This is a genomic window from Nostoc sp. CALU 1950, assembly GCF_051172895.1.
In the GTDB taxonomy this organism is placed as follows: domain Bacteria; phylum Cyanobacteriota; class Cyanobacteriia; order Cyanobacteriales; family Nostocaceae; genus Nostoc; species Nostoc edaphicum_A.
Genome location: NZ_JBDNJQ010000125.1, coordinates 1 through 25,203 on the forward strand (window position 1 = coordinate 1; position 25,203 = coordinate 25,203).

Consider the following 25,203-nt stretch of genomic DNA (forward strand, 5'->3'; position numbering starts at 1 on the left):
GCGTGCTACTTCTCTTAGTAGCACGCCTTTTTTTAGAAAAATATTCCCTAGAAAACCTGACATTAGCTAGGATAATTAAGAATAGTAAACTTAAATAAATATTTTTAATATTTATTGTCAATCTCAATAATGAAAGTAGAACTCTCTAGAGATGCTAATCTTTTTTAAACAAAAATTCAGAACTTATACGGATATGATTCAGTATGAAAATTCTTAAAATGATATATCAATACTGCTTACATCACGATGAGGACTATGGCAACCCCCTTAAGTCATAAATATTAGCAGAAAACTAAAGTCTGCCAATAAAACTCTATGCTAAATGAAGAAGAATTCAGAAGTCAGAATTCAGGACTCAGAATCAAGACGCTCGCGGACTCGCTAACGCTGCGCTATCAGTCGGGGATTCAGACCGCGCAGGAATTGAAGACCACCAAATTTTCAATTTGGTGGGGGTCTTAAACCCAATTATTCAGACGCTCAATGACTCGCTAACGCTGCGCTATCCGCCAGTCATACAGAATTCAGAATGAATTCTGACTCCTGACTCCTGAATTCTGAATTCTGTTCGATAAATTATTTCATAGCATAGTTTTGCTATCTTCTCATCTTCCTTGCTTTTAATAATCTTGATTTAGACTGCTATATACCAAATGTATTTCCACTTATTCACATATCTGCTGACCACTATATAGCTAGCGTGGGTTTTTTAAGGGTTGGCTTTTTTACAAAAGGAACAAACTATGTCCCATCGGGAAGTTATTTCAAATAATCTTGTAAATGAATTTAAAACTTGTACCCAGTTGCAATATAATGGCAAATTAAATATTAAGAGTTCAAAAGGCAGCCAATGGACTTTTTACTATCGGCTGGGACGAATGGTTTGGGCAACAGGGGGAACTCATCCCTTCCGACGTTGGCGTAGACATATAGCTCAACATTGTCCGCAGATTGATGTTGATAAGTTACAGTTGCGTTTGCAAGACCTATCAATCGATTACTGGGATTATCGCCTTCTAGAAGTTTTGTATAAAAAACAGAAAATCCAGCGAGATCAGATTAACTCTATTGTCGATAACACGATAGCAGAACTATTATTTGACCTAGCTCTGCAAGGAAACTTTGCATCTATAAGTTGCAATCGCAGCCAAGAAGTTATCTTAGAAACTCCAATGAGCTTCACGAGTGCAGAAATGTCTGTAAAGCACATGCAAGACTCGTGGAAAATTTGGTCAGAAGCTGGTTTAGCAAATTTTTCTCCTGACTTAGCACCAATTCTGCGGCGACCAGAACAACTTGAGCAGATGGTAAGTCCATCTGTCTACAAAAACTTTGTGAATTTAATCAATGGCAAATTCACTCTGCGAGATTTAGCCATGAAAATGAAGCAGAGTGTACTACCACTCACGCGTTCCTTGCTTCCCTATATCCTTAAAGGAATAATTGAATTGGTGGAAGTACCTGACTTGCCTTTAGGAATTACTGAAGTCAACAATAACTCTACCACCACACAAGCAAAAAAGCGGATTGCTCCATTAGTGGCTTGCGTTGATGATAGCCCTCAAGTATGCAAAATGCTAGAGGATATTATCACTTCTAATGGATTAAGGTTTGTCAAGATTCAAGATGCTGTACAAGCTTTACCAATTCTCATTCAGGATAAACCAGACTTGATTTTCTTGGATTTGATTATGCCAGTTGCTAGTGGTTACGAAATTTGTACTCAGTTGCGACGAATATCTACCTTTTCCAACACGCCAATAATTATATTAACGGGTAGTGATGGTCTTTTAGATAGAGTTCGTGCCAAAGTAGTTGGTTCTACAGATTTTCTCACCAAACCTGTAGTGGCTGATAAGGTAATGGGTATAGTACGTAAATATTTACCTACACCGACTGTATTCACCGAAAAGAGTAAATCTAATTTAGAGGTTTGTAATTAGGAAGAATTAGAGGCTATTTTTTATTCTGAATTCTTCTGCAAAGATTATAGGCTTTTTCACCTCAGTAAAAATTAAATTATTGAGGTCAAACTATTTTAGATTTCAGCTTTACTCCAGCAATCAAGTCACTGGCTCTGTTAATTAATTTTAAATTTTGGATTTTAGATTCGCTTACTCTCAGGCATTTTAAATTTTGGAATTTTTGATTGAAAATTCTAAATTTGATGATAAAAATATTTTATATTCAAATACATATTAAGTTATGTTTATTACGTACTTTTTCTGAGGTTGATACATAAAGATTGAACCAAAATTAGACAAATACAAATTTTTGTATTTATAGCAGTCCTATTTGATTTGTGAAATATTGGTTAGGGCAAAGGGGTTAGGGCTAGTCTCTAGTCCCTTCCATGTCTTGTTTGGAAAATCATTTAGGATTTGGATATATAATTTGTTTACATTTTGAGAAAAATTTAACGAGTAATTACCATGAATACTGTTTTAGTTGTTGAAGATGGCTTAACAGATATGGAAATAATCAGCCGTTACTTACAACAGGCAGGTTATTCTGTGATGAGCGCCACTAGCAGTGAAGAGGCTCAAGACAAAATAGATAAAAATAAGCCAGACTTAATATTTCTCGACGTAATTTTACCGGGTAAAAGTGGCTTTGAAATTTGCAGAGAACTGAAAAATAATCCCAACACTAGCAAAATACCTGTGGTTTTTTGCTCTACAAAAAATAGTGATGTAGATAAAATTTGGGGTAATATGTTGGGCGCTGATGGTTATCTATCAAAACCGATTGATCGAGACGAGCTAGTGGTAATTTTAAAGCGATTACTTAATTAGTAAAAATGTCATAAATCAACAATCATTAGAAGTTACTATTTCTCAGATAGAACCTCTACAAGAACAAACAATAACTGTAAATAGTGGCTAAAGATAAATAATAAAGGACAAAGGATCAATAACTTTGGAAACACAGGAAAAGTTTTTAAGTTTTAATTTGGGAGTAAGTGATACAGCCGTAATTTCGTTACAACACATTACAGAAGTTTTGCAAGTGCCATTACCTGAAATATGTGCCGTTCCTCAAATGCCTAGTAGCGTTTTGGGTATTTATAACTGGCGTGGTGAAATGCTTTGGTTAGTGGATTTAGAGGCAATGTTAGGTTATCCTCCGATTTTGCAAGGGCCAAATTTACTTTCAAGAATGATGGCGATTGTTCTGGAAAACAAGGGTAAATATTTGGGTTTATTGGTGCGACAGCTTATAGATATTGAATGGCTAGATACTAAGGAAATGAAACCCGCAACTGCTGAATTATTTTATCCGAAAATATCACCTTTTTTACAGGGATACTTTATTAGTGATGCGGAGGACATGATTTTTAATTTAGATGCCACAACTATTATCCAATCTCCCATGTGGAGGATTCATAATTGAACATTTAGTAATGGTTAATTAGGAAGACTATCCCTAATCTGTAATGACCAAATGCCAAATAACTCTTAGCTGCCACATATCAAATTATTATCCATCACAAGTTTTGAGGTTAATCACATGACATTTCTGTATAACAGTAGCCAGGAAAATGAGCATCTAATCTCTGAATTAGAAAATCAAAATGGGAACGCTAATATAGCGAATATTGCTAGCAATGAAATAACTTTATTAAATGCGATCGCTCAGGAATTTAAAACTTGGCGGCGACAATTGCAAGACATCACAACTCACATGCGCCAAGCGCCAGACCTAGATACATTACTTAAAATCACTGTAGCGCAGATTAGAGAAAAGATTGGCTGCGATCGCGTCTTAATTTATCAGTTTACTTCGCGGGAATCAGGTAATGTTTTAGCAGAATCCAGAACACTAGGTTGGACACCGACTTTAGGCGAAAATATTCCCGGAATTATTTTTGGCTTATATACCAATCAAGACTATATAGAATCTGTAGTTATTGACGATATAAATCAGATACAACTTACACCTTATCAAAAGCAACTGCTAGATAAATTTCAAATTAAAGCTAGTTTGAGTTTGCCGATTTTAGTAGAAGGTAAAGTATGGGGATTATTGTCAGTAAATAATTGCTACTCAATACGACAGTGGCAAGAAGTAGAAATTAGTCTACTATCTCAAATTACAACAGAACTGACCTATAAATTGCAGAGCTTTGAATTCCAAAAAGAACAGCAACAGCGGATACTAGCAAAAAAATCGGTAGCTAAAGTCATCGACAAAATTCTGCGGGTATCAAATGTTGATAAGCTTTTTCAAACAACCACTCAAGAAGTACGTCAATTACTAAAATGCGATCGCGTCGGTGTATATCGCTTCAAACCTGACTGGAGTGGCGAGTTTGTAGCTGAGTCAGTGGGTAATGGTTGGGTAAAAATGGTAGGCCCTGATTTTTACATGGTCTGGGAAGATACCCACTTGCAAGACACTCAAGGAGGACGTTATGCCAAAGGTGAAACCTTTGTGGCCAATGACATTTATCAAATGGGCCATTCTCAATGTCACATTGACATTTTAGAGCAGTATGAAATGAAGTCTTACGTCATTGCGCCAATATTTTCTGGAGAAAAACTATGGGGTTTGCTGGCAGCTTACCAAAATTCTGGGCCTCGTGATTGGCAACCTTGGGAAGAAAGCTTTGTGACTCAAATTGGACTGCAATTTGGTGTGGCTATCTCACAAGGGGAATATCTGGAACAAGTGCAGACGAAATCTGACCAACTAGCTCAAATAGTTGAACAAGAGAAAGTTTTCACTAAAATAGTCAACCGCATCCGACAATCTTCAGATGTAGAAAGCGTCTTCAAAACAACCACTCAAGAAGTGCGTCAATCACTACAATGCGATCGCGTCGCTGTCTATCGCTTTAACCCTGATTGGGGTGGCGAATTTGTGGCTGAGTCTGTGGGTACTGGTTGGACAAAACTTGTAGGTCCTGATATTAAAACCGTTTTGGACGATACCTACTTGCAAGAAACTAAGGGAGGTAGGTATGTTAGAGGTGAAAACTTTGTTGTAAATGACATCTATGAAGTAGGGCTTGCTCCCTGTCACATTGAGATTTTAGAGCAGTTTGAAGCCAAAGCTTACATAATTGTTCCTATATTCTTCGGAGATAAATTGTGGGGCTTGCTGGCAGCTTATCAAAATTCTAGCTCCCGTGAATGGCAAACTTGGGAAGTTAACTTTTTGGTTCAGACTAGCTTGCAATTTAGCCTAGCTAAATCCCAGATCGACTATTTGGAATTAGTGCGGGTGAAATCTGATAAACTAGCTCAAATAGCGGAACAAGAAAAAGCTGTCACCAAGATCAGTAACCGCATTCGGCAATCTTTAGATGTAGAAGAAATCTTCAAAACCACCACTCAAGAAGTAAGACAATTACTGCGGTGCGATCGCGTCGCTGTCTATCGTTTCAACCCTAACTGGAGTGGTGAATTTGTAGCGGAATCAGCAGGTCATCTTTGGGTAAAACTGGTAGGCCCCGATATCAAAACTGTCTGGGAAGATACCCACTTACAAGAAACTCAGGGAGGTCGATATGTCCAGGGTGAAAGCTTTGCTGTAAATGACATCTATCAGGTAGGTCATTCTCCTTGCCACATTGAAATTTTAGAGCAATTTGAAGTTAAAGCTTATGTAATTGTTCCTGTATTTGCTGGGGAACAATTGTGGGGCTTGCTGGCAGCTTATCAAAATTCGGGAACTCGTGATTGGGAAGAATCGGAAGTCACTTTGTTATCACGCATTGGTAGCCAGTTAGGACTGGCATTACAACATACCGAGTATTTGCAACAAGTACAAGCGCAGTCAGCAAAATTAGCAGAAGCAGCAGCACGGGAAAAGGCAGCTAAGGAGTTACTACAACAACGATCTATTCAACTTCTAACAGCCCTTAGACCCGCTCTCAACGGCGACTTAACGGTACGCGCACCAATTACAGAAGACGAACTAGGAACGATTGCAGATGCTTACAATAATACTCTGCAAGCACTGCGGCAAATCGTTATTCAGGTACAAGGGGCTGCTCAACAAGTTGCCCAAACTTCTAGCAATAGCGATGCTTCACTAGCGGGATTGACCAATCTAGCGCAACAACAATCTGAGGAAATTACCGCAGCCTTAGGTGATATTCAACAGATGGTGGACTCTACTCAAGCTGTGGTCGCAAATGCCGAGTTAGTGCAACTAGCAGTGCAACAAGCCAATCAAACTGTAGAGTCTGGTGATACTGCGATGAACCTAACTGTAAAAGCAATCCAAGGAATTCGGGACACCGTTGCTCAAACCAGCAAAAAGATTAAACGCCTCAGTGAATCTTCGCAAAAAATCTCCAAAGTGGTGAATTTGATTGGTAATTTTGCCACACAGACAAACGTACTGGCTCTGAATGCTGCCATTGAAGCCACCCGTGCCGGTGAATATGGCAAAGGCTTTGCAGTTGTAGCTGATGAAGTCCGTTCTTTATCTCGCCAGTCAGCAGCAGCAACCATCGAAATAGAAAAATTAGTCCAAGAGATTCAAGCAGAAACCGGAGAAGTTGCAGTAGCGATGGAAATTGGCATTCAGCAGGTGGTAGAAGGTACAAATCTTGTCAGTGATACTCGCCAAAACTTAAATGCGATCGTTTCTGCAACTGCCGAAATTAGTCAACTAATCGAGCGAATTACCGCAGCGACCCAAAAACAAATGACGCAATCTGTAACAGTAACAAAATCAATGCAAGATGTAGCAGAAATTGCCAATAAAACTTTTGCTGAATCTCAAGAAATTGCTACTGTGTTCCAAGATTTATCAGGGATGGCGCAAGAGTTGTTAACAACTTCTAGCAAATTTAAAGTCAAATGAATTTTAGATTTTAGATTTTAGATTTTGGATTATGAATGAGGAGAATTTTAAGCGGAGAACAAAGCAGCTAGCATTGCGAGTAATCCGCTTAGTAGAAGCTCTTCCGCAGAGCCGAACGGCAGATGTAATTGGCAAGCAGCTAATCCGTTCAGCAACATCTGTGGGAGCTAACTATCGGTCAGCTTGTCGTGGTAAGTCAACCACCGATGTCATTGCTAAACTCAGCTTGGTAGAGGAAGAAGCCGATGAAAGTCTTTATTTGATGGAACTTATTGTTGAGGTTGGTTTATTACCACTGGAAAAAGTGAGCAATTTGATGTCAGAAAACACCGAAATTCTTGCAATGACAGTTGCATCAATTAAAACTTTACGTAACAAATCCAAAATCCAAAATTTAAAATCCAAAATATGATTACAGATAAAGAAATTCGCGAACAAGGATACATCTACTTTCTGGCTGAAGCCCCGGAATTAGTCCAAATTATTGAACAAGAACTTTTTAGCTTATCGGAAGGTTATAGCACTGCAAAAATTCACAACTTAATGCGAGCTACCCATACACTTAAAGGTGGTGCTGCTAATGTTGGATTAGAAGTAATTAAGATGATAGCCCATTTTTTAGAAGATGTATTTAAGGCTCTCTATAATCCAACAGTGGTAGTTGATGCCGAATTACAAACACTTTTATTACAAGCTTATGAGTGTCTGAGTATAGCATTAAATACTGAGCTAATCGGCAGTACTGTTAATGATGAAGAATTGCTTCACCGAGCAACTTCAGTCTTTGCACAGTTGCAAGAAAAGTTGGGTGATGCTTTTGGTGCTGAGTCTCATATTCCCACTTCTGAAGAATTGGGATTTGATATTGTGCAGTCCGTTTTTGAAGTGGGAGTAGAGCAACGTCTAAACAGTATTGCTGATGCTGTTAATAATCCACCAAGCAATACCGAATTGATTGAATTTTTACAGTCTCAAGCCGAAGTATTTTTCGGCTTGGCAGAATCTCTAAACTTACCTGGATTGGGAGAAATTTCCCAAAGGATTATGTCGGCTCTGCAAGCAAATCCCACCCAGGTGAAGCAAATTGCAGAAATTGCTCTTGCAGATTTACAACAAGCACAAAAATTAGTATTAGATGGCGATCGCACATCTGGTGGAAAACCTTCTCCAGGTTTACTAAAACTCACAATTGTGGAAAATCATGAGTTATCTGAAGAATTGCAAAACAATTCATCTACTGGCACATTTATCACCAATGAAGAACATTTTTACCAGTTTATCACTACATCTGATCACAATAAAAATGAATCGGTCAATCCAACAACTGCCAAGTTTTATTTAAAGGTAATTCGCTATATTTTTGGCTGGTTTAATCACCAGATGGAAATACCAGAAGCAGAACTAAGTTTGTCTTTACTAGTTCCCACATTAGAAATAAAAAGTTTACTTAAGTATATCGAAAGCTGGCTGAAAAAATTCCTTGATTTTGTCCAAGATGAAGAAGATAGTCAAAGTCTTTATATTTATAGACATGGTATCATCTTAATTATTTTATTTGCAGTTGCAAAATTTCAATATTCTCTTAAACCATCTGATGCCTACCTCTCAGTAATTAAAATCCTACAAAACCAAATTTATAAATTAGCAAAAGAATATAAAAATTATCCTCCTGTTACTGGCGAAGAGAAAAATTGGCTTGATAGTCCTAGACTACAAACACTGTTAGTTATTAAAGAGATATCTGTATCACCCCAAACAACTGATAACTTCCTAGAAGCGATATGGGGAGAAGAAGTGAGCCAAGATATTGCTGCGGAAGTCGTGACGTTCCAGACTGATGATTCTTCAGAAAAGCTTGATTCTTTAACTGTCAGTGAGCAGGTAGTTATCAATGTTTCTGAAACAGCTATTGAAGTCATGCCTGATTTGGCTACACACATCAACAAAGAAATAGAAGATAAATCACAGTATGTTCAAACTAAAAACTTTCGCCAACCTTCATTTATTCGAGTAGATACAGAGAGACTGCAACACCTCAATTATCTAGCAGGAGAATTGCTGATTTATCAAAAACGGCGTGGATTGCAAGATGAACAAGTCAAAGAAATAATTGAGCAATTAATACAGCAACTCACTAGACACCAAACAACTTTAAATGAATTACGCGATTTACCATTACAAATACAAAATATAAGCTCACAACAAACGCAAAGTTTTGCAGTGGATTTTGACTCCCTAGAAATGGATGTATATACAGAATTTCAGATGACATTGCATGAAGCGATAGAAGAGACACTGCAACTACAAGAAACCACAGAATCTCTCGACTTGCTTTTGACCCAAGCTGCTCAAATTAGTGACAAACAAGAAAATTTAACTCTTAATATTATAGATAGTTTAGTAGAAGCACGAATGTCGCCTTTGGGCAATATTCTAAATCGCTTCCCCCACATGGTAGATAAGTTGGGGAATGTTCATGCCAAACTTGTAGAATTGAAACTTATTGGTAGTGAAGTTCTAGTAGATAAAGCGATCGCAGAAAAGCTCTACGATCCCTTGTTACACTTAGTACGTAATGCTTTTGACCACGGGATTGAAGCTCCGCAACTTCGTCGAGAGCTTGGTAAACCAGAACAAGGTTTAATTGAAATCTGCGCCTATCATCAGGGTAGCCAAACTGTTATTGAGGTTAGGGATGATGGTCAAGGATTAAATTTAGACAGAATTCGTAGAAAAGCTGCTGAACTTTATCCCATACAAACTGAAGAAAAAACTAGAAGCTATGCTTCTAATTTGCCTGAATCTGAACTTTTAGATTTGATATTTGCACCTGGGTTTTCTACTGCTAATAAAGTGAGTGACATTTCTGGGCGTGGTATGGGTTTAGATATTGTGCGTACTCAGATGCACGCACTCAATGGCTCAATTTCAGTTCAATCCTTACCCAATCAAGGAACAATCTTTATACTCAAAATTCCTTTTTCTATGACTACAGAAAAATTAATGCTAGTTCAAGCCAAAGGTGTGGTTTATGCCCTACTTTTGGATAGTGTAGAAAAAATATTGATTCCCTCCGATCAACAGATTAAAGAAATTGAAGGGAATAAAGTCTTGCATTTGAACACAGACAATGATGAGACGATGGTCAGCCTTCGTCAACTTTCAAAGCTGATTGATTATAATGGTTCATTCTTTAATAGTGCTACTTCATACAACGCATCAAATGCTCACGATCCAAGCGTAGCAAAGAATCCGGTGCTTTTACTACGACGAAATCAGGGAAAAATTGCTTTAGAAGTTGACCAAATAATTGGTGAACAAGAACTGGTAATTAGACCTTTAGGAAATGCGATCGCACCACCAAAATATATTTATGGTTGTAGTAGTTTAGCCAATGGTAATCTCATCTTAGTGATTGATGCTTCGTTGCTGGTAAAGTCTAGCGAGATTCAACAAACAACACTTGATATCAGAGCGCTACCAGTAGCTTCGTCGTCAAATAAAAAAGTCTTGCCGATATCGGGACATACTTTTTCATCTACACCATTACTTACTGCATATACTTCCACAACAACTATAGAAACCCAGCCAAGTCAATCTCAAGAGCCAGATAATAAATCACCAAAAGTTGTTTTGGTAGTAGATGACGCAATTAGTCTCCGGCAAACTCTCTCTCTCACTCTACAAAAAGCTGGCTATCAAGTAATACAAGCCCAGAATGGCGTAGAAGCTCTAGAAAAGTTACAGTTACATCCAGAAATTCAAGTTGTTGTCTCCGATTTAGAGATGCCACGAATGAATGGTTTTGAGTTGTTGAGTAATTTCCGTCAATACCCCAATTTAGGCAAAATACCTGTAGTTATTCTGACTTCTCGTAGCGCGGAAAAACACCGCCAGCTTGCTCAGGAATTGGGTGCCAAGGCTTACTTGACTAAGCCTTATTTAGAGCATGAGTTTCTCTCTACAATTAAGGGGTTAATTAACAGTAATAGAGATGATTCTAACCATTTAGTCATGGTGACAAATTATTGATTAAGTAGTCATTAGTCATTGAGCAAACAGAATTTTGGTACATACTCCGCCCCTAGCTCTGCTTTTATGGTGGGCGGAAAACTTTCTTAATTATCGGACTAATTCAAACCACATTAAATAGTGGGTGTGGTATCTCAAGGACTAATGACTCTCGCGTTGCAGTTTGATATTTTTGGAAATACCATCGCCTTAATTACCAGGTAGATTATTTGGATCTACACCTAGAGAACGTAAATACTGCGCTAACTGTTCAGCCCGCGATCGCTCTTGTTGTGCCTGTTCTGCATCTGTCAAATAGCGATTTCCTCGCTCGTCATACCAACATAAAAACTCCTGTTGTATCCCGCCAATTACAGCTTGGTGTCGTCCTATACCTAAACCCACCTCTGGCATTAAATAGGGTTCACCTATTTGTAATTGGTAGTTTCCATCGAGCAACTTATACACTTCAAAGGGTTGATGTTGGTCGCGTCGCCAAAACTCAGGGTTATAAATTACGTAGTACAATACACCGAGTTTTCTGTAGATATCTAGCTTCTCGTCATATTCACCGCCTGGAGTATGGGATACCATTTCTAATGTGAATATTGGAACTATCCCATTTTCTTCCCAAACCGCGTAACTTTTGCGTGATTTACCACCCTTTTTCCGTTCTACTCCCAGACTTAAAAAAGCATCTGGGACTACAGGTACTCTAGGATTTACTCCTGTGGTGTGATACAGTCCCATATCTACTCCGAAGTACCAATCCATGCGATTTGCCCAAATGGAGTTAAGTAAAAAGAGTAAAATATTGGGCAAAAAGTTTTGATCTTCGTTATCCACTGGGGTATCGTCTGAACAGGGAAGTTCGTCGGTAGTTGGTAACGCATTTTTGAGATCGGGTGAGAGCATAACCGTTGTCTCGCTGGCGTTTAATGCCTTTATTATAAATGAGTGACCAAAAGTTTAACGTTTGGGTGTAGGTTCACCAAACTTAATTAAAAGTGCGATCGCAATACTAACTAGCAAAATTAACGTCATACTTAATGCTGAACCAAATCCCCAATTTTGGGTGGCTCCAAGAAACTGGTTATAAACTAACCGCGCCGCCGTCATACTAGAAGCACCACCGAGTAATTCTGGATCGACAAAATCCCCCAAGCCTGTGATGAATACAAGCATGGAAGCAGCTGCAATTCCCGGCAAAATTTGCGGTACAGTTACTTGGAAAAAAGTTTCCACAGGATTTGCACCTAAATCAGCTGCTGCTTCTAGCAACTGCTTGTCTAACTTTTCGAGAGAAGCATATAAAATCAAAACCATGTAGGGTAACAAGCTGTAACTCATACCAATCAATACAGCTTGACTCTGATTAAGTAATTGCAAAGTAGGCAAGCCTAAATTGCTGAGTAAACTATTCAATAAACCAGTAGGACGAAGAATTGTAATCCAAGCATAGGAGCGAAGTAAGGAGGAAGTCCACAAAGGCAAGACAAAGCTTAATAACAGCAAATTTCGCCAACGCTGTGGCGCTATCTGAGCAATCCAATAGGCGACGGGGAAGCCCAAAATTAAACAAATTATTGTGGTGCCAAACGCAAAAAATAGCGATCGCCCAATTACTTGCAGGTAAAGAGGGTCAAATATTCTAATGTAGTTTTTGAATCCGTTGGGATTGACTAAATCTCCCGGTCGGATGTCTGCAACTAAACTTAACTCGAAAATTATCAAACTGGGCAGCACCAACAAAAGTAATAACCAAATGCCAGATGGTGCAAGCAATACCAAGGGTTGTAGCCAATTTCTGACGGGATGATGCAATTCTTCTATTTTAGAAATCTCATTTTTTTCCAAATTAGTCACTCCTAACTTTTAACTCCTAACTCCTAACTGTTTTAACTGCTGGTCAATTGAGTCCAATAACGATCGTAAACCTCTTCAAAATCTCCTACAGGAGTAACACGTTCACAATTTTGTAAAAGAGACTCTGGCGGAAACAAATTAAAATTGTTTTGGATTATTTTAGGCAATTGTTCAAATCCAGCGCTATTAGGTGTAGAAATATTCAGACGTTGAGTGATTTGGGCTGCTATTTCTGGTTGCAAAATCATGTTAATCCAAGCATAAGCTCCAGCTTGGTTGGGGGCTGTTTTGGGAATCACAATAGTGTCTGTCCATAATGAAGAACCACTGCGAGGAACCACATATTTGAGTTTAGGGTTTTCTTGAGAGATTTTCACTGCATCTGCTGAATAACACATTGCTAATAGTAAATCTCCTGCCAGAATTTGATTTTGCCAAGCGTCGGTGTCAAAACGTGCGATCGCAGGTTTTAGTTCCTTCAACTTTTCATAAGCTTGTTTGATTTCTTGTTCATTTTTTGAGTTGTAAGAATAACCTAGCATTCTTAACGTTGCACCCATCACCTCTCGAACATCATTGAGCAAGGTCATCCGCTGATTAAGTTGCTCTTGATTTTGCCAAAGGTAATCCCAGTCTTGTGGTGGATTGTTTATTTTTTCGGAATTGTAAAGTAAACCTGTTGTTCCCCAGTTAAAAGGGATACTGTAGCGGTTATTGGGGTCATAACTAGGATTCTGGAACCGGGGAAATAAATTCTCTAGACCAATTAAGCGATCGTGATTTATTTCTGTTAGTAAACCTTTGTCTACCATCTTCTGCACCATGTAATCAGATGGGTTGATGATGCTATAAGTGCCACCGCCCCCAACTTGGAATTTAGCTAGCATGACATCATTGGAATCATATACATCCGCTAGCACTGTTATACCAGTTTGGGTGCTAAAATTTTTCAGTAATTGATTGTCAGTATATTGCGTCCAGGTAAAGATATAAAGTTGGTCACGCTGACCATTCGTATTAGGATTAGCACGTACTTCAGCCAGCCTCCAGCCACAACCAGCTAAAGATAAGCTAGAAAGTGCTGCCACCCCTTTTAAAAATTGGCGTCTGTTAGTCATGAAGTTAATAGTCAATCATCTTCTGTGTTGTTGCCGATTGATTTTAGATAGGCCTTTAATTGGAGCGCTCATAGCTAGTTTAAACATTAACTTAAGTGTATCTACTTGTGCAACTGTTAATAAGTTACGGTTATCGGCTAGTTTGAGGCACGATTTTTAATCTATTTAATCAAGCTTGAGCTACAAAAGACCTCTTGCAAAATTCCCTAACACCCCTAACTTCGGGAGGCGCGAGAGATTCATCCTGACCAGATTATTACGACTTGATGATGCCAGAGATGGATGGCTACGAGATGCTGCGACAGATTCCTGAGTTGCAGAATATTCCAGCGAAGCGATCGCTTCTTCATAGTATTCTCAAACATTGCCTCAAAACTTCAGATATCTGGGAATACTAAATCTGGAAATCTACAGGATTTAGCAATATGGTTAGCACTTTTGTCAATATTCCCGGATATCGCATCATTGGAGAACTCTACAATGGTTCTAGAACCCTAGTTTATCGAGGGTATCGAAAAACTGACTCATTACCTGTAGTAATTAAACTGCTAAAAACTCCATATCCAAATTTCAGCGAACTCTTGTCGTTTCGCAATCAATACACCATTGCCAAAAATCTCAACTCACCTTTGATTGTCCAAACTTATAGCCTAGAACTCTACCAATATGGCTATGCGTTGGTGATGGAAGACTTTGGGGGGATTTCTCTCAAAGATTGGGAAGTCAGGGGAGGGAGACAATCTTTACAGGAGTTTTTAGAAATAGCGATCGCACTCTGCAATATCTTAGATGTACTCTACCGCGAGCGGATTATTCATAAAGATATTAAACCCGCCAATATTTTAATTAACCCAGAAACCAAACAAGTTAAATTAATTGACTTTAGTATTGCATCTTTACTACCACGGGAAACGCAGACACTAATCAATCCCAATGTGTTGGAAGGTACACTCGCTTATATTTCTCCAGAACAAACAGGAAGAATGAATCGGGGGATTGATTACCGAACTGATTTTTATTCTTTAGGTATGACATTCTACGAGTTACTTACTGGAGTTTTACCATTTAAATCAAACGATCCAATGGAGTTGGTGCATTGTCATATTGCCAAACTTCCACCCCTAGTACATGAAATTAACCCACAAATCTCGTCTGTAGTCTCCGAAATTGTCAGTAAATTGATGGCAAAAAATGCTGAAGACAGATATCAAAGTGCATTGGGATTGAAGTTTGATTTAGAAAATTGTTTACATCAGTTACAAGTTGATGGTATAATAAAGGGTTTTGAAATTGGTAAGCGGGATGTGTGCGATCGCTTCATCATCCCCGACAAACTTTATGGCAGAGAAACCGAAGCATCAACCCTCCTCCAAGCCTTTGATCGAGTTAGCCTAGGGGCAACAGAAATGATGCTAGTAGCAGGTTTTTCTGGGATTGGGAAAACCGCAGTTGTCAATGAAGTTCATAAACCAATTGTGCGACAACGGGGTTATTTTATTAAAGGCAAATATGACCAATTTAATCGCAATATTCCCTTTAGCGCATTTGTGCAAGCATTTCGAGATTTAATGGGGCAATTATTATCAGAATCCGATGAGCAATTGCAAACCTGGAAAACCCAAATTCTCGAAACAGTGGGGGATAATGGACAAGTCTTAATTGACGTTATTCCCGAGTTAGAAAACATCATCGGGAAACAGCCACCAGCGACAGAATTATCAGGGAGTGCTGCTCAAAATCGGTTTAATTTGCTATTTCAAAATTTTGTGCAAGTTTTCACAACCAAAGAACATCCCTTAGTGATGTTTTTAGATGACTTGCAATGGTCAGATTCAGGATCTCTGAATTTATTACAATTATTGATGCAAGATACTGGATATTTATTGATATTAGGTGCTTATCGGGATAATGAAGTTTCTCCCGTCCATCCATTTATTTTAACTGTAGATGAGATTGTGAAAGCTGGGGCAACAGTAAATACAATTACCTTGTCAGCCTTAAGGGAATCAGACATGAATCAGTTGGTAGCAGGTACCCTGAATTGTGAATTATCTCTAGCTAAACCCTTAACTAAATTAGTCAATCAAAAAACCCAGGGTAATCCTTTCTTTGCGACTCAATTTCTCAAAGCATTACATGATGAAAAGTTAATTAGTTTTGATTGGAAAATTCAACATTGGCAGTGCGATATTGCTCAAGTTAAAGCCTTAGCAATTACTGATGATGTAGTAAAATTTATGGCGTTGCAATTACAGAAATTGTCGATAGAAACTCAGGAAGTTCTGAAGTTGGCGGCTTGTATTGGGGCTGAATTTGATTTGAATACTTTGGTAATTGTCAGTGAGAAAACTGCGGGTAAAACGGCTACAGCTTTATGGAAAGCATTGCAAGAAGGGTTAGTAATTCCCACAACAAAAATCTATAAATTCTTCACCCAATCGGATAGCGAACAAGTTTTCAAAGCTTCAGCAAATCCTACTTATCGGTTTTTACACGATCGCGTTCAACAAGCGGCCTATTCCTTGATTCCAGAAGATCAACAACAGTCAACTCATTTAGCGATCGCTCGGTTGCTGCGACAAAGCACCCCAGACACCGAACTAGAACCCAAGATTTTCGAGATTGTCAACCATTGGAACAGGGCGATCGCAATTATCCTTGACCAATCGGAAAAAGATAATCTTGCCCAGCTTAATTTAATTGCTGGACGCAAAGCTAAAGCCTCGAATGCTTACGAACCAGCTTTCAAATATTTCACTACAGGTATAAATTTACTGCCTGATGGTGCTTGGCAGACCCAAACCAGCCTGATATTAGGATTGCACGAAGGAGCAACAGAAGCGGCGTATTTGTGCGGTAATTACGAGAAAATGGAGCAGGGAGTAAAGACGATTTTAGCTGCAAATCTCCAAGCGACCGAGTACGTCAAAGCCTACGAAATCCAGATTCAAGCCTATACAACCCAGGGGAGATTTCAAGAGGCGATCGCGATTGCCCAGACTGCTTTAACCAAATTTAACACTTATCTTCCAGAGCAACCGACACCGACAGATATAACATCGGCTGTAGAAAAGGTAACGGAATTGCTTAATGGTAGAACTGCTGAAGATTTACTCGATTTGCCTGTGATGACAGAACCAGAAGCATTGGCAATTATGCAGTTACTTTCTAGTGTTACCGGTGCAGCCTATCTTTCTGCTTCCCAACTATTTCCATTTATTGTTCTAACTCAAGTTATGTTGTCGATTCAGAAAGGTAATAACTCCCTATCAGCCTTTAGTTACATTAACTATGCGATTTTATTGAGCAATATGTTAGGGGATTTGGATACAGCTTATGACTTTGCTCAGATGTCATCACAACTAGTGGCAAAACTCAATGCACGTTTTATCCAGCCAAAAGTTAATCTTCTCCTGGCCGCGTTTTTTATCCATTATAAATCTCATTTTCGCAACAGTTTAGCTTTATACAGGGAAGGTTTCCAGACAGGCCAGGAAGTCGGCGATATAGAGTTTGCAGGCTATAACGTCCACCATTTGTGTCAGTGCGCTTATATAGTTGGTAAGGATTTAAATACTTTGGCGACAGAAACAGAGCCTTATTTAAATACCCTATCCAAGCTCAATCTCAAAATATGTTTAAACTACTCTCAGATTGTTTTACAAGCAGTTGAGCGGCTCCAAAATAGTCAAAACCAGTCAACTTTGACAAATAAAACAGAGCAAATACACGCCGAACTCACCGCTACTAATGATTTAATTGGATTGCATTATTATTGGGTCTATAGCCTGACTACTTCCTATCTCCTCAATCAATATCCACAGGCAATTCAAGATGCAATAGAAGTGCGTCAAACCCTAGCAGTTGCAGGAAGCGGGATCAGCGAATTAGTTTTTTACTTTTACGATTCCCTGACAGCACTGGCTACCCATACCGATGCCACAGACAAAACCGAACTGCTGGAGCGGGTTTCCAACAATCAAGCCATACTTCACCATCGTGCAGTTTCCGCACCGATGAACTTTCAACATAAATACGACCTAGTAGAAGCTGAACAACATCGGGTTTTAGGCAAGAATTATGAAGCAGGAGATAGCTACGATCGCGCGATTGCAGGTGCTAAAGAAAACGGCTATATCCAAGAAGAAGCTTTAGCCAACGAACTAGCCGCAAAATTTTACCTTGACTGGGGGAAAGAGAAAGTCGCCGCAGGTTATATGCAGGAAGCATATTACTGTTATGCTCGCTGGGGCGCTAAAGCCAAAGTCGCCGACTTGGAAACACGCTATCCCCAACTGCTTGCTCCCATCCTCCAACAAACCCATTCTCCCCTGTCAACTAACGAAACTATCTTTACATTGGGAAGTGTCACCTCCAGCAGGGGAGCCACATCCACTAGTGTCTCTGTAGGTTTAGATTTAGCTGCAATTCTCAAAGCTTCCCAAACTCTTTCTAGCGAAATCGAACTGGAAAAACTGCTTTCATCGTTGCTTTCTATTGTTATTGAAAATGCGGGAGCAAATAAGTGTGTGTTAATGCTCTTGCGAGACTCGCGCCTGCTCATTAAAGGCTCAATTACCGAAGGTTCGGAGCCAGTTGTGTTGCAGAAAATTCCCGTTGAGGACAGTCAGGATATTCCCCTGAAGCTGATTTACAAAGTTAAGCACAACAAGCAGACAGTTGTGCTAATTGATGCAAGTGCCGATCCGACCTTAGCCAATGACCCCTATATCATGCGTCAGCAGCCCAAAAGTATCTTGTGCAGCCCGATTTTGCATCAAGGTAAATTGATGGGCATTTTATATCTAGAAAATAATTTAGCAATGGGGGCATTCACGAGCGATCGCGTCGAACTTCTCAACTTACTCTGCGCTCAGGCGGCGATTTCTTTGGAAAATGCCCGACTTTATGAGCGATCGCTAGAAGATGCTCAACAGCTAGAAGCAGCTTTACAAGAACTCCAGGGCGCTCAATTACAAATTGTGCAAAGTGAAAAGATGTCTGCATTGGGTAACTTAGTCGCCGGGGTGGCTCATGAAATGAATAATCCCCTCGGTTTTATTGCTGCTAGTCTAAAACAAGCTAAACCTACCTTTGCCGATTTTATCAAACACTTGAAACTATATGAACAAAAGTTTCCTACTCCCGGAGATGAAATTCTTGAACACGCTGAAGAAATCGACTTGGAATATACTTTAGAAGACTTGCCCAAGATGATTGATTCTATGTCTATGGCGTGCGACAGGTTAAAAAATATCAGCACCAGTTTAAGAACTTTCTCTCGTGCCGATAAAGACTACAAGGTGCCATTTAACATTCATGATGGCATTGATAGCACAATTTTAATTTTGAAACATCGTCTCAAGGGCAATGAACAACGTCCAGCTATTGAAGTTGTCACTAACTACGGTAATTTACCTCAAGTTGAGTGTTTTCCTGGTCAATTAAATCAGGTATTTATGAATCTTCTGGCAAATGCTATTGATGCCTTGGATGAATCTAACACCGGACGCAGCTTTGAAGAAATTAAAGCCAATCTTAACTGCATTATAATTACAACTTCAGTCGCAAATAATCTAGTTAAAATTGCCATTCGGGATAATGGTAAGGGAATGAGTGAACAAGTAAAATCAAAAATATTTGACCATTTATTTACTACAAAGGCTGTTGGCAAAGGAACGGGGTTAGGGTTGGCGATCGCTCGTCAAATTGTGGAAGAAACCCACGGCGGAAAATTGAGTTTTAACTCAGTTATGGGTGAAGGTACTGAATTTATCATTGAAATCCCAGTATAAGTTTTGTATTTAATGTTAAACACGCTTCAGATATCTGGGAATACTAAACCTGGAAATCTAAGGATTTAGCAGTATATATGGTTAGCACTCTTGTCAGCATTCCCGGATATCGCATCAGCGAAGAACTCTACAATGGTTCGAGAACCGTAGTTTATCGAGGCTATCGGGAGGCTGACTCATTACCTGTAGCCATTAAATTGCTGAAAAATCCATATCCAGATTTTAACGAACTCTTGTCGTTTCGGAATCAGTACACCATTGCAAAAAATCTCAACTCTCCCCTGATTGTCCAAACCTACAGCCTCCAAGCATACCAAAATGGCTATGCGCTGGTGATGGAAGACTTTGGGGGGATTTCTCTCAAGGATTGGGAAGTTAAGGGAAGGGGGCAATCTCTACAGGAGTTTTTAGAAATAGCGATCGCACTCTGCAATACCTTAGATATACTCTACCGAGAGCGGATTATTCATAAAGATATCAAACCCGCCAATATTTTAATTAATCCCGAAACCAAACAAATTAAATTAATCGACTTTAGTATCGCATCCTTACTCCCACGAGAAACCCAAACTTTGATAAATCCCAATGGATTAGAAGGGACACTCGCTTATATTTCCCCGGAACAAACAGGTCGAATGAATCGGGGGATTGACTATCGAAGTGACTTTTATTCTTTGGGAGTAACTTTCTACGAATTACTGGCAGGAAAGTTACCTTTTGAATCCAAAGATCCGATGGAGTTAGTCCATTGTCATATTGCCAAAAACCCACCGAATTTAAGTGAAATAAAGGGGATAAAAATTCCGCAAGTTTTGTGTGATATCGTGATGAAACTGATGGCGAAAAATGCAGAATCCAGATATCAAAGTACATTAGGACTGAAGTTTGATTTAGAAAAATGTTTATATCAGCTACAAGTTTCTGGTGAAATTCAAAATTTTGATATTGCACAACGGGATGTGTGCGATCGCTTCATCATTCCCGACAAACTCTACGGACGAGAAACCGAAGCAGAAACTTTACTGCAAGCATTTGAGCGAGTCAGTCTTGGTGCAACAGAAATGATGCTGGTAGCAGGTTTTTCGGGTATTGGGAAAACCGCCGTTGTCAACGAAGTTCATAAACCAATCGTTCGGCAACGCGGTTATTTTATCAAAGGAAAATATGACCAATTTCAACGCAATATTCCCTTCTCTGCTTTTGTACAAGCATTTCGGGATTTAATGGGGCAATTGTTAACCGAAAGTGATGTCGAACTAGAGCAATGGAAAAATCAAATATTAGAAACTGTTGGAGAGAACGGTCAGGTAATTATTGAAGTCATTCCCGAATTAGAAAAAATCATTGGCGAACAACCACCAGCAGTAGAATTATCAGGAACGGCAGCCCAAAATCGCTTTAATTTATTGTTTCAAAAATTCACCCAAGTCTTTACTAGCGCCGAACATCCATTAGTGATGTTTTTAGATGATTTACAATGGGCTGATTCAGCATCATTAAAGTTGATGCAGCTATTAATGGCTGATACAGGTCATCTTTTCATCATTGGTGCTTATCGGGATAACGAAGTCAATCCAGCCCATCCATTAATGCTGACTTTGAGCGAAATTCAAAAAAACCAAGCAGTCATTAATACTATTACTCTAACACCCCTAAGTCAATCCCAAATCAATCAATTAGTCGCTGATACCCTAAAAAGTACAGAAAATTTGGCATTACCCCTTTCACAATTAGTCTATCAAAAAACTAAAGGCAACCCATTTTTTGCCACCCAATTTCTCAAAGCCCTACACGAAGAAAATCTCATTCAATTTAACTTGGAGTTAGGCTGTTGGCAATGCGATCTATCCAAAATTAATCAACAAGCCTTGACCGATGATGTTGTAGAATTTATGGCGTTGCAGTTAGAGAAGTTACCCTTAGCAACCCAGAATATTCTGAAGTTAGCCGCTTGTATTGGCAATCAGTTCGATCTAACAACATTAGCAATTGTTTCAGAACACTCAGAAGTAGAAACCGCAGCAAATTTATGGAAAGCATTGCAAGAAGGTTTGATTTTACCGATCGGTGATGTTTATAAATTTTATCAACAAGAGTCATTAGTCATTAGTCATCTGTCATTAGTAGATAGTCAAAAACAAATGACCAATGACAATGGACAAATGACAGTTTCTTATAAATTTTTACACGATCGCGTTCAACAAGCCGCCTATTCCCTAATTCCCGATGACCAAAAACAAACGACTCATTACCAAATCGGACAACTGCTTCTACAACAGATTTCCGCACAAGCTAGAGTTGACCGGATTTTTGAAATCGTCAATCAATTAAATCACGGAACTGCTTTAATTACCCAACCAACTCAACGTGAAGAATTAGCCCAACTCAATTTAATTGCCTGTCGCAAAGCCAAAAGTTCAACTGCCTATCAAGCAGCGCGTGAATATGCGACAGTGGGATTGTCTTTGTTGGCAGAAAATACTTGGCAGCAGCAGTATGAAATGACCCTCGCCTTATATGAATTAGCTGCGGAAGTAGCAATGCTAAACGGTAACTTTGAGGCGATGGAAAAATTCATTGATATTGTCATTCAACAGGCACGCTCCTTACCTGAAAAAGTCAACGTTTACTGTATTAGAATTCAATCTCATATTTCCCAAAGTAAACTGACATCAGCGATCGCGATCGCCCAACCAATCTTACAACAGCTTGGTGTCACCTTTCCTGAAACACCGACACCATCAGATATTCAACAGGAAATCCAACAGATTAAGGAACTCATTGGAGATCGGGAAATCGCTGATTTGGTTCACTTGCCTGAAATGACCGATGCAGAAAAACTCGGTACTCTTCAAATTGTTAATATCATCAGCCCACCAGCTTACCTCACTGGCTCTGCGCTGTACCCATTGCTGAATACTTTGTCCGTTAAACTATCAATTCAGTACGGTAACACATCGACTTCTGCTGTCGCCTATGCGAACTATGCCAATATTCTCTGCAATTTCTTCCAAGTCGTGGATACAGGATCGCAGTTTGCTTCCCTGGCACTCCAGATTATTTCAAAACTCGATGCCAAAGCAAGTAAAACAGATGTTTTGATGATGTTGGGGTTATTTGTTGTACACCGCAAATCTCACATTAAAGAAACACTACCTCTCTTGCAAGAAGGTTACACCACTGCCATAGAATTTGGGAACTTGGTACTTGCTGGGTACAATGGCCACAGTTTTTGTCTCAATTCTTTTTGGAGCAGTCAACCCCTCGCTACCTTAGAGCAGGATATTTGCGCCTACTGCCATAGTTTGATGCAATTAAATCAATTGACAACGGCAAATTATAGCCGGATCTATTGGCAACCTGTTTTAAATCTGCTGGGTTTTGCAGAACATACCACCCTTTTGTCTGGAAAAGCCCTTGAAGAAACAGAATTTCTCCAGCAGCTACAATCTGCCAAAGATGGATATGGATTGTATATTTTCCATTTATATAAACTAATGCTTTGTTTCTTATTTGGAGAAATTGAGCCAGCGAAAAATCATGCTATTGAAGTCAGGCGCTATTTTATGGCTGGTGCGGGATTAGTCAGCGAACCAGTATTTTATCTTTATGATTCTCTGCTAACTTTGGCACAATTAAATCCACAGTTAGATGAAACATCAGAAGCATTGCAGGGTGTCATAGAAAACCAAACCAAGTTACAGCAATGGGCGTATCATGCACCAATGAATCATTTGCATAAGGTTGATTTGGTAGAGGCAGAAAAATGTCGAGTGTTAGGACAAAAAGCCGAAGCAATTGAGTTTTACGACAAGGCGATAACTCTAGCCAAAGCCAACGAATATACCCAAGAAGAAGCACTTGCTAACGAACTGGCAGCAAAATTCTACCTAGATTGGGGCAGACAGCGCATTGCTGGGGACTACATGATTGAAGCCTACTATGCCTATGCTCGTTGGGGTGCAAAAGCCAAAGTCGCTGACCTAGAAGCTCGCTATCCGCAACTACTTAGACCTATATTAGAGCAAACCCGTTCTCCTCTCTCCACTCAGGAAACTCTGTTCACATTGGGTAGTGTCACCTCCAGCAGTTCGGCCATATCCAGTAGTAATGTTTCTCTGGCTTTAGATTTAGCTACTATTCTCAAAGCTTCTCATACTATTTCCGGTGAAATCGAACTGGAAAATCTACTTTCATCGTTGCTGACCATCGTCATCGAAAATGCGGGGGCTGATAAATGCGTGTTCATGCTCATGCGAGACTCGCGCCTGTTAATCAAAGGGTCAATTACCACAGGTTCAAAGCCAGTTGTCTTGCAGCGTATTCCCATTGAAGATAGCCAGGACATTCCCCACAGACTGATTTACAAAGTCTTGCATGACAAGCAAACTGCTGTGCTGGTGAATGCAAGTGCTGATCGCACCTTAGCCAATGACCCCTATATCATCCGTCAGCAGCCGAAAAGTATCTTGTGTAGCCCGATTTTGCATCAAGGTAAGTTGATAGGCATTTTATATCTAGAAAATAATTTAGCGACGGGGGCATTTACAAGCGATCGCGTCGAACTTCTCAACTTACTCTGCGCCCAAGCAGCAATTTCTTTGGAAAATGCGCGACTGTATGAGCGATCGCTGGAGTATTCCCAACAGCTAGAACAAGCATTACAAAACTTGCAGCAAACCCAGTTAAAAATGATCCAAAGTGAAAAGATGTCTGCGTTAGGTAATTTAGTTGCTGGCGTCGCTCACGAAATGAATAATCCCCTCGGTTTTATTGCTGCCAGTCTCAAACAAGTTAAACCCACTTTTACCGATATTGTTGAACATCTCGGATTATATCAAGAAACTTTACCCAACAAAACTGAGGAAATTATTGACCACGCCGAAGAAATCGACTTGGATTATACCTTAGAAGACTTGCCCAAGATGATTGATTCCATGTCTATGGCGTGCGATCGCCTAAAAAATATCAGCACCAGTTTAAGAACTTTCTCTCGTGCCGATCAAGACTACAAAGTGCCATTTAACATTCACGAAGGTATTGATAGCACAATTTTAATTTTGAAACATCGTCTCAAGGCTAACGAACAACGTCCCGCTATTAAAGTTGTTACAAATTACGGTAATTTACCTCAAATTGAATGTTTCCCTGGTCAATTAAATCAGGTATTCATGAATCTGATTGCAAATGCCATTGATGCCCTAGATGAATCTAATCATGGGCGAAGCTTTGAAGAAGTTAATGCCAATCCTAACCGCATTACCATTACAACCTCAGTTGAAACTAATCTAGTTAAAATTGCCATTGTGGATAATGGAATGGGGATGAGTGAACAAGTCAAATCAAAAATATTTGACCATTTATTTACTACGAAAGCTGTGGGGAAAGGTACAGGATTGGGGTTAGCGATCGCGTGTCAAATTGTTGAAGAAACCCACGGCGGAAAATTGAGTTTTAACTCGGTTTTGGGTGAAGGTACAGAATTTATCATTGAAATTCCGGTGTAAATTTTTGCTCTTGTTTATAAACAACTTTATATATCAATACAGTTCAGATAAGACCAAAACACTTGTAGAGACGGCGATTTATCGCGT

General features: G+C 39.4%; 12 protein-coding genes. 9 read left to right on the plus strand and 3 right to left on the minus strand.

Annotated features, from left to right (window positions below; genetic code table 11):
* Window positions 1–743: 743 nt before the first annotated feature.
* The 6 genes from ABF638_RS26945 to ABF638_RS26970 all read left to right on the plus strand — a co-directional run bounded on the left by ABF638_RS26945 (window position 744) and on the right by ABF638_RS26970 (window position 10,851).
* Entirely contained in the window at window positions 744–1,943 is a 1,200-nt protein-coding gene (locus ABF638_RS26945) for a response regulator (protein WP_435025959.1), read from the plus strand.
* 489 nt (window positions 1,944–2,432) lie between these two features.
* Window positions 2,433–2,795, plus strand: coding sequence for a response regulator transcription factor (locus ABF638_RS26950; protein WP_069069929.1), 363 nt, complete (start codon window positions 2,433–2,435; stop codon window positions 2,793–2,795).
* Between the two features lie 124 nt (window positions 2,796–2,919).
* Entirely contained in the window at window positions 2,920–3,393 is a 474-nt protein-coding gene (locus ABF638_RS26955; protein WP_435025960.1) for a chemotaxis protein CheW, read from the plus strand.
* Between the two features lie 117 nt (window positions 3,394–3,510).
* Window positions 3,511–6,819 (plus strand): GAF domain-containing protein, encoded by a 3,309-nt coding sequence (locus ABF638_RS26960; protein WP_435025961.1) that lies wholly within the window; start codon window positions 3,511–3,513, stop codon window positions 6,817–6,819.
* A gap of 31 nt (window positions 6,820–6,850) precedes the next feature.
* Complete coding sequence (locus ABF638_RS26965; RefSeq protein ID WP_435025962.1) at window positions 6,851–7,231, plus strand: four helix bundle protein; 381 nt, start codon at window positions 6,851–6,853, stop codon at window positions 7,229–7,231.
* Window positions 7,228–10,851 (plus strand): response regulator, encoded by a 3,624-nt coding sequence (locus tag ABF638_RS26970; protein ID WP_435025963.1) that lies wholly within the window; start codon window positions 7,228–7,230, stop codon window positions 10,849–10,851. Before ABF638_RS26965 ends, ABF638_RS26970 begins: the two co-directional genes overlap by 4 nt.
* A gap of 189 nt (window positions 10,852–11,040) precedes the next feature.
* Here ABF638_RS26970 and ABF638_RS26975 read toward each other — a convergent pair whose 3' ends face one another.
* Genes ABF638_RS26975 through ABF638_RS26985 form a run of 3 tightly spaced genes read right to left on the minus strand, consistent with a single transcriptional unit; the run spans window position 11,041 to window position 13,814 of the window.
* On the minus strand, window positions 11,041–11,745 hold the full coding sequence (locus tag ABF638_RS26975; RefSeq protein WP_435025964.1) for a Uma2 family endonuclease: 705 nt from the start codon (window positions 11,743–11,745) through the stop codon (window positions 11,041–11,043).
* 54 nt (window positions 11,746–11,799) lie between these two features.
* Entirely contained in the window at window positions 11,800–12,687 is an 888-nt protein-coding gene (locus ABF638_RS26980; protein ID WP_435025969.1) for an ABC transporter permease, read from the minus strand.
* Window positions 12,688–12,728: 41 nt separating this feature from the next.
* On the minus strand, window positions 12,729–13,814 hold the full coding sequence (locus ABF638_RS26985; RefSeq protein ID WP_435025965.1) for an ABC transporter substrate-binding protein: 1,086 nt from the start codon (window positions 13,812–13,814) through the stop codon (window positions 12,729–12,731).
* Window positions 13,815–14,080: 266 nt separating this feature from the next.
* Between ABF638_RS26985 and ABF638_RS26990 the strand changes: the two genes are divergently transcribed.
* The 3 genes from ABF638_RS26990 to ABF638_RS27000 all read left to right on the plus strand — a co-directional run bounded on the left by ABF638_RS26990 (window position 14,081) and on the right by ABF638_RS27000 (window position 25,116).
* Window positions 14,081–14,212 carry a hypothetical protein gene (locus ABF638_RS26990; RefSeq protein WP_435025966.1) on the plus strand — a complete coding sequence of 44 codons (132 nt, stop codon included), beginning with the start codon at window positions 14,081–14,083 and terminating at the stop codon, window positions 14,210–14,212.
* Window positions 14,213–14,239: 27 nt separating this feature from the next.
* Window positions 14,240–19,609 (plus strand): trifunctional serine/threonine-protein kinase/ATP-binding protein/sensor histidine kinase, encoded by a 5,370-nt coding sequence (locus ABF638_RS26995; RefSeq protein WP_435025967.1) that lies wholly within the window; start codon window positions 14,240–14,242, stop codon window positions 19,607–19,609.
* Between the two features lie 77 nt (window positions 19,610–19,686).
* Window positions 19,687–25,116, plus strand: a complete 5,430-nt coding sequence (locus ABF638_RS27000) for a trifunctional serine/threonine-protein kinase/ATP-binding protein/sensor histidine kinase (RefSeq protein ID WP_435025968.1) — start codon at window positions 19,687–19,689, stop codon at window positions 25,114–25,116.
* The last annotated feature ends 87 nt before the right edge of the window (window positions 25,117–25,203 follow it).

Excerpts from the sequence above, each read along its gene's own strand:
- ABF638_RS26960 (WP_435025961.1), top strand. The coding sequence starts at position 3,511 with ATGACATTTCTGTATAACAGTAGCCAGGAAAATGAGCATCTAATCTCT.
- ABF638_RS26995 (WP_435025967.1), top strand. The coding sequence starts at position 14,240 with ATGGTTAGCACTTTTGTCAATATTCCCGGATATCGCATCATTGGAGAA.
- ABF638_RS26975 (WP_435025964.1), bottom strand. The coding sequence starts at position 11,745 with ATGCTCTCACCCGATCTCAAAAATGCGTTACCAACTACCGACGAACTT.
- ABF638_RS26990 (WP_435025966.1), top strand. The coding sequence starts at position 14,081 with ATGATGCCAGAGATGGATGGCTACGAGATGCTGCGACAGATTCCTGAG.
- ABF638_RS26965 (WP_435025962.1), top strand. The coding sequence starts at position 6,851 with ATGAATGAGGAGAATTTTAAGCGGAGAACAAAGCAGCTAGCATTGCGA.
- ABF638_RS26985 (WP_435025965.1), bottom strand. The coding sequence starts at position 13,814 with ATGACTAACAGACGCCAATTTTTAAAAGGGGTGGCAGCACTTTCTAGC.
- ABF638_RS26950 (WP_069069929.1), top strand. The coding sequence starts at position 2,433 with ATGAATACTGTTTTAGTTGTTGAAGATGGCTTAACAGATATGGAAATA.
- ABF638_RS26970 (WP_435025963.1), top strand. The coding sequence starts at position 7,228 with ATGATTACAGATAAAGAAATTCGCGAACAAGGATACATCTACTTTCTG.
- ABF638_RS27000 (WP_435025968.1), top strand. The coding sequence starts at position 19,687 with ATGGTTAGCACTCTTGTCAGCATTCCCGGATATCGCATCAGCGAAGAA.
- ABF638_RS26945 (WP_435025959.1), top strand. The coding sequence starts at position 744 with ATGTCCCATCGGGAAGTTATTTCAAATAATCTTGTAAATGAATTTAAA.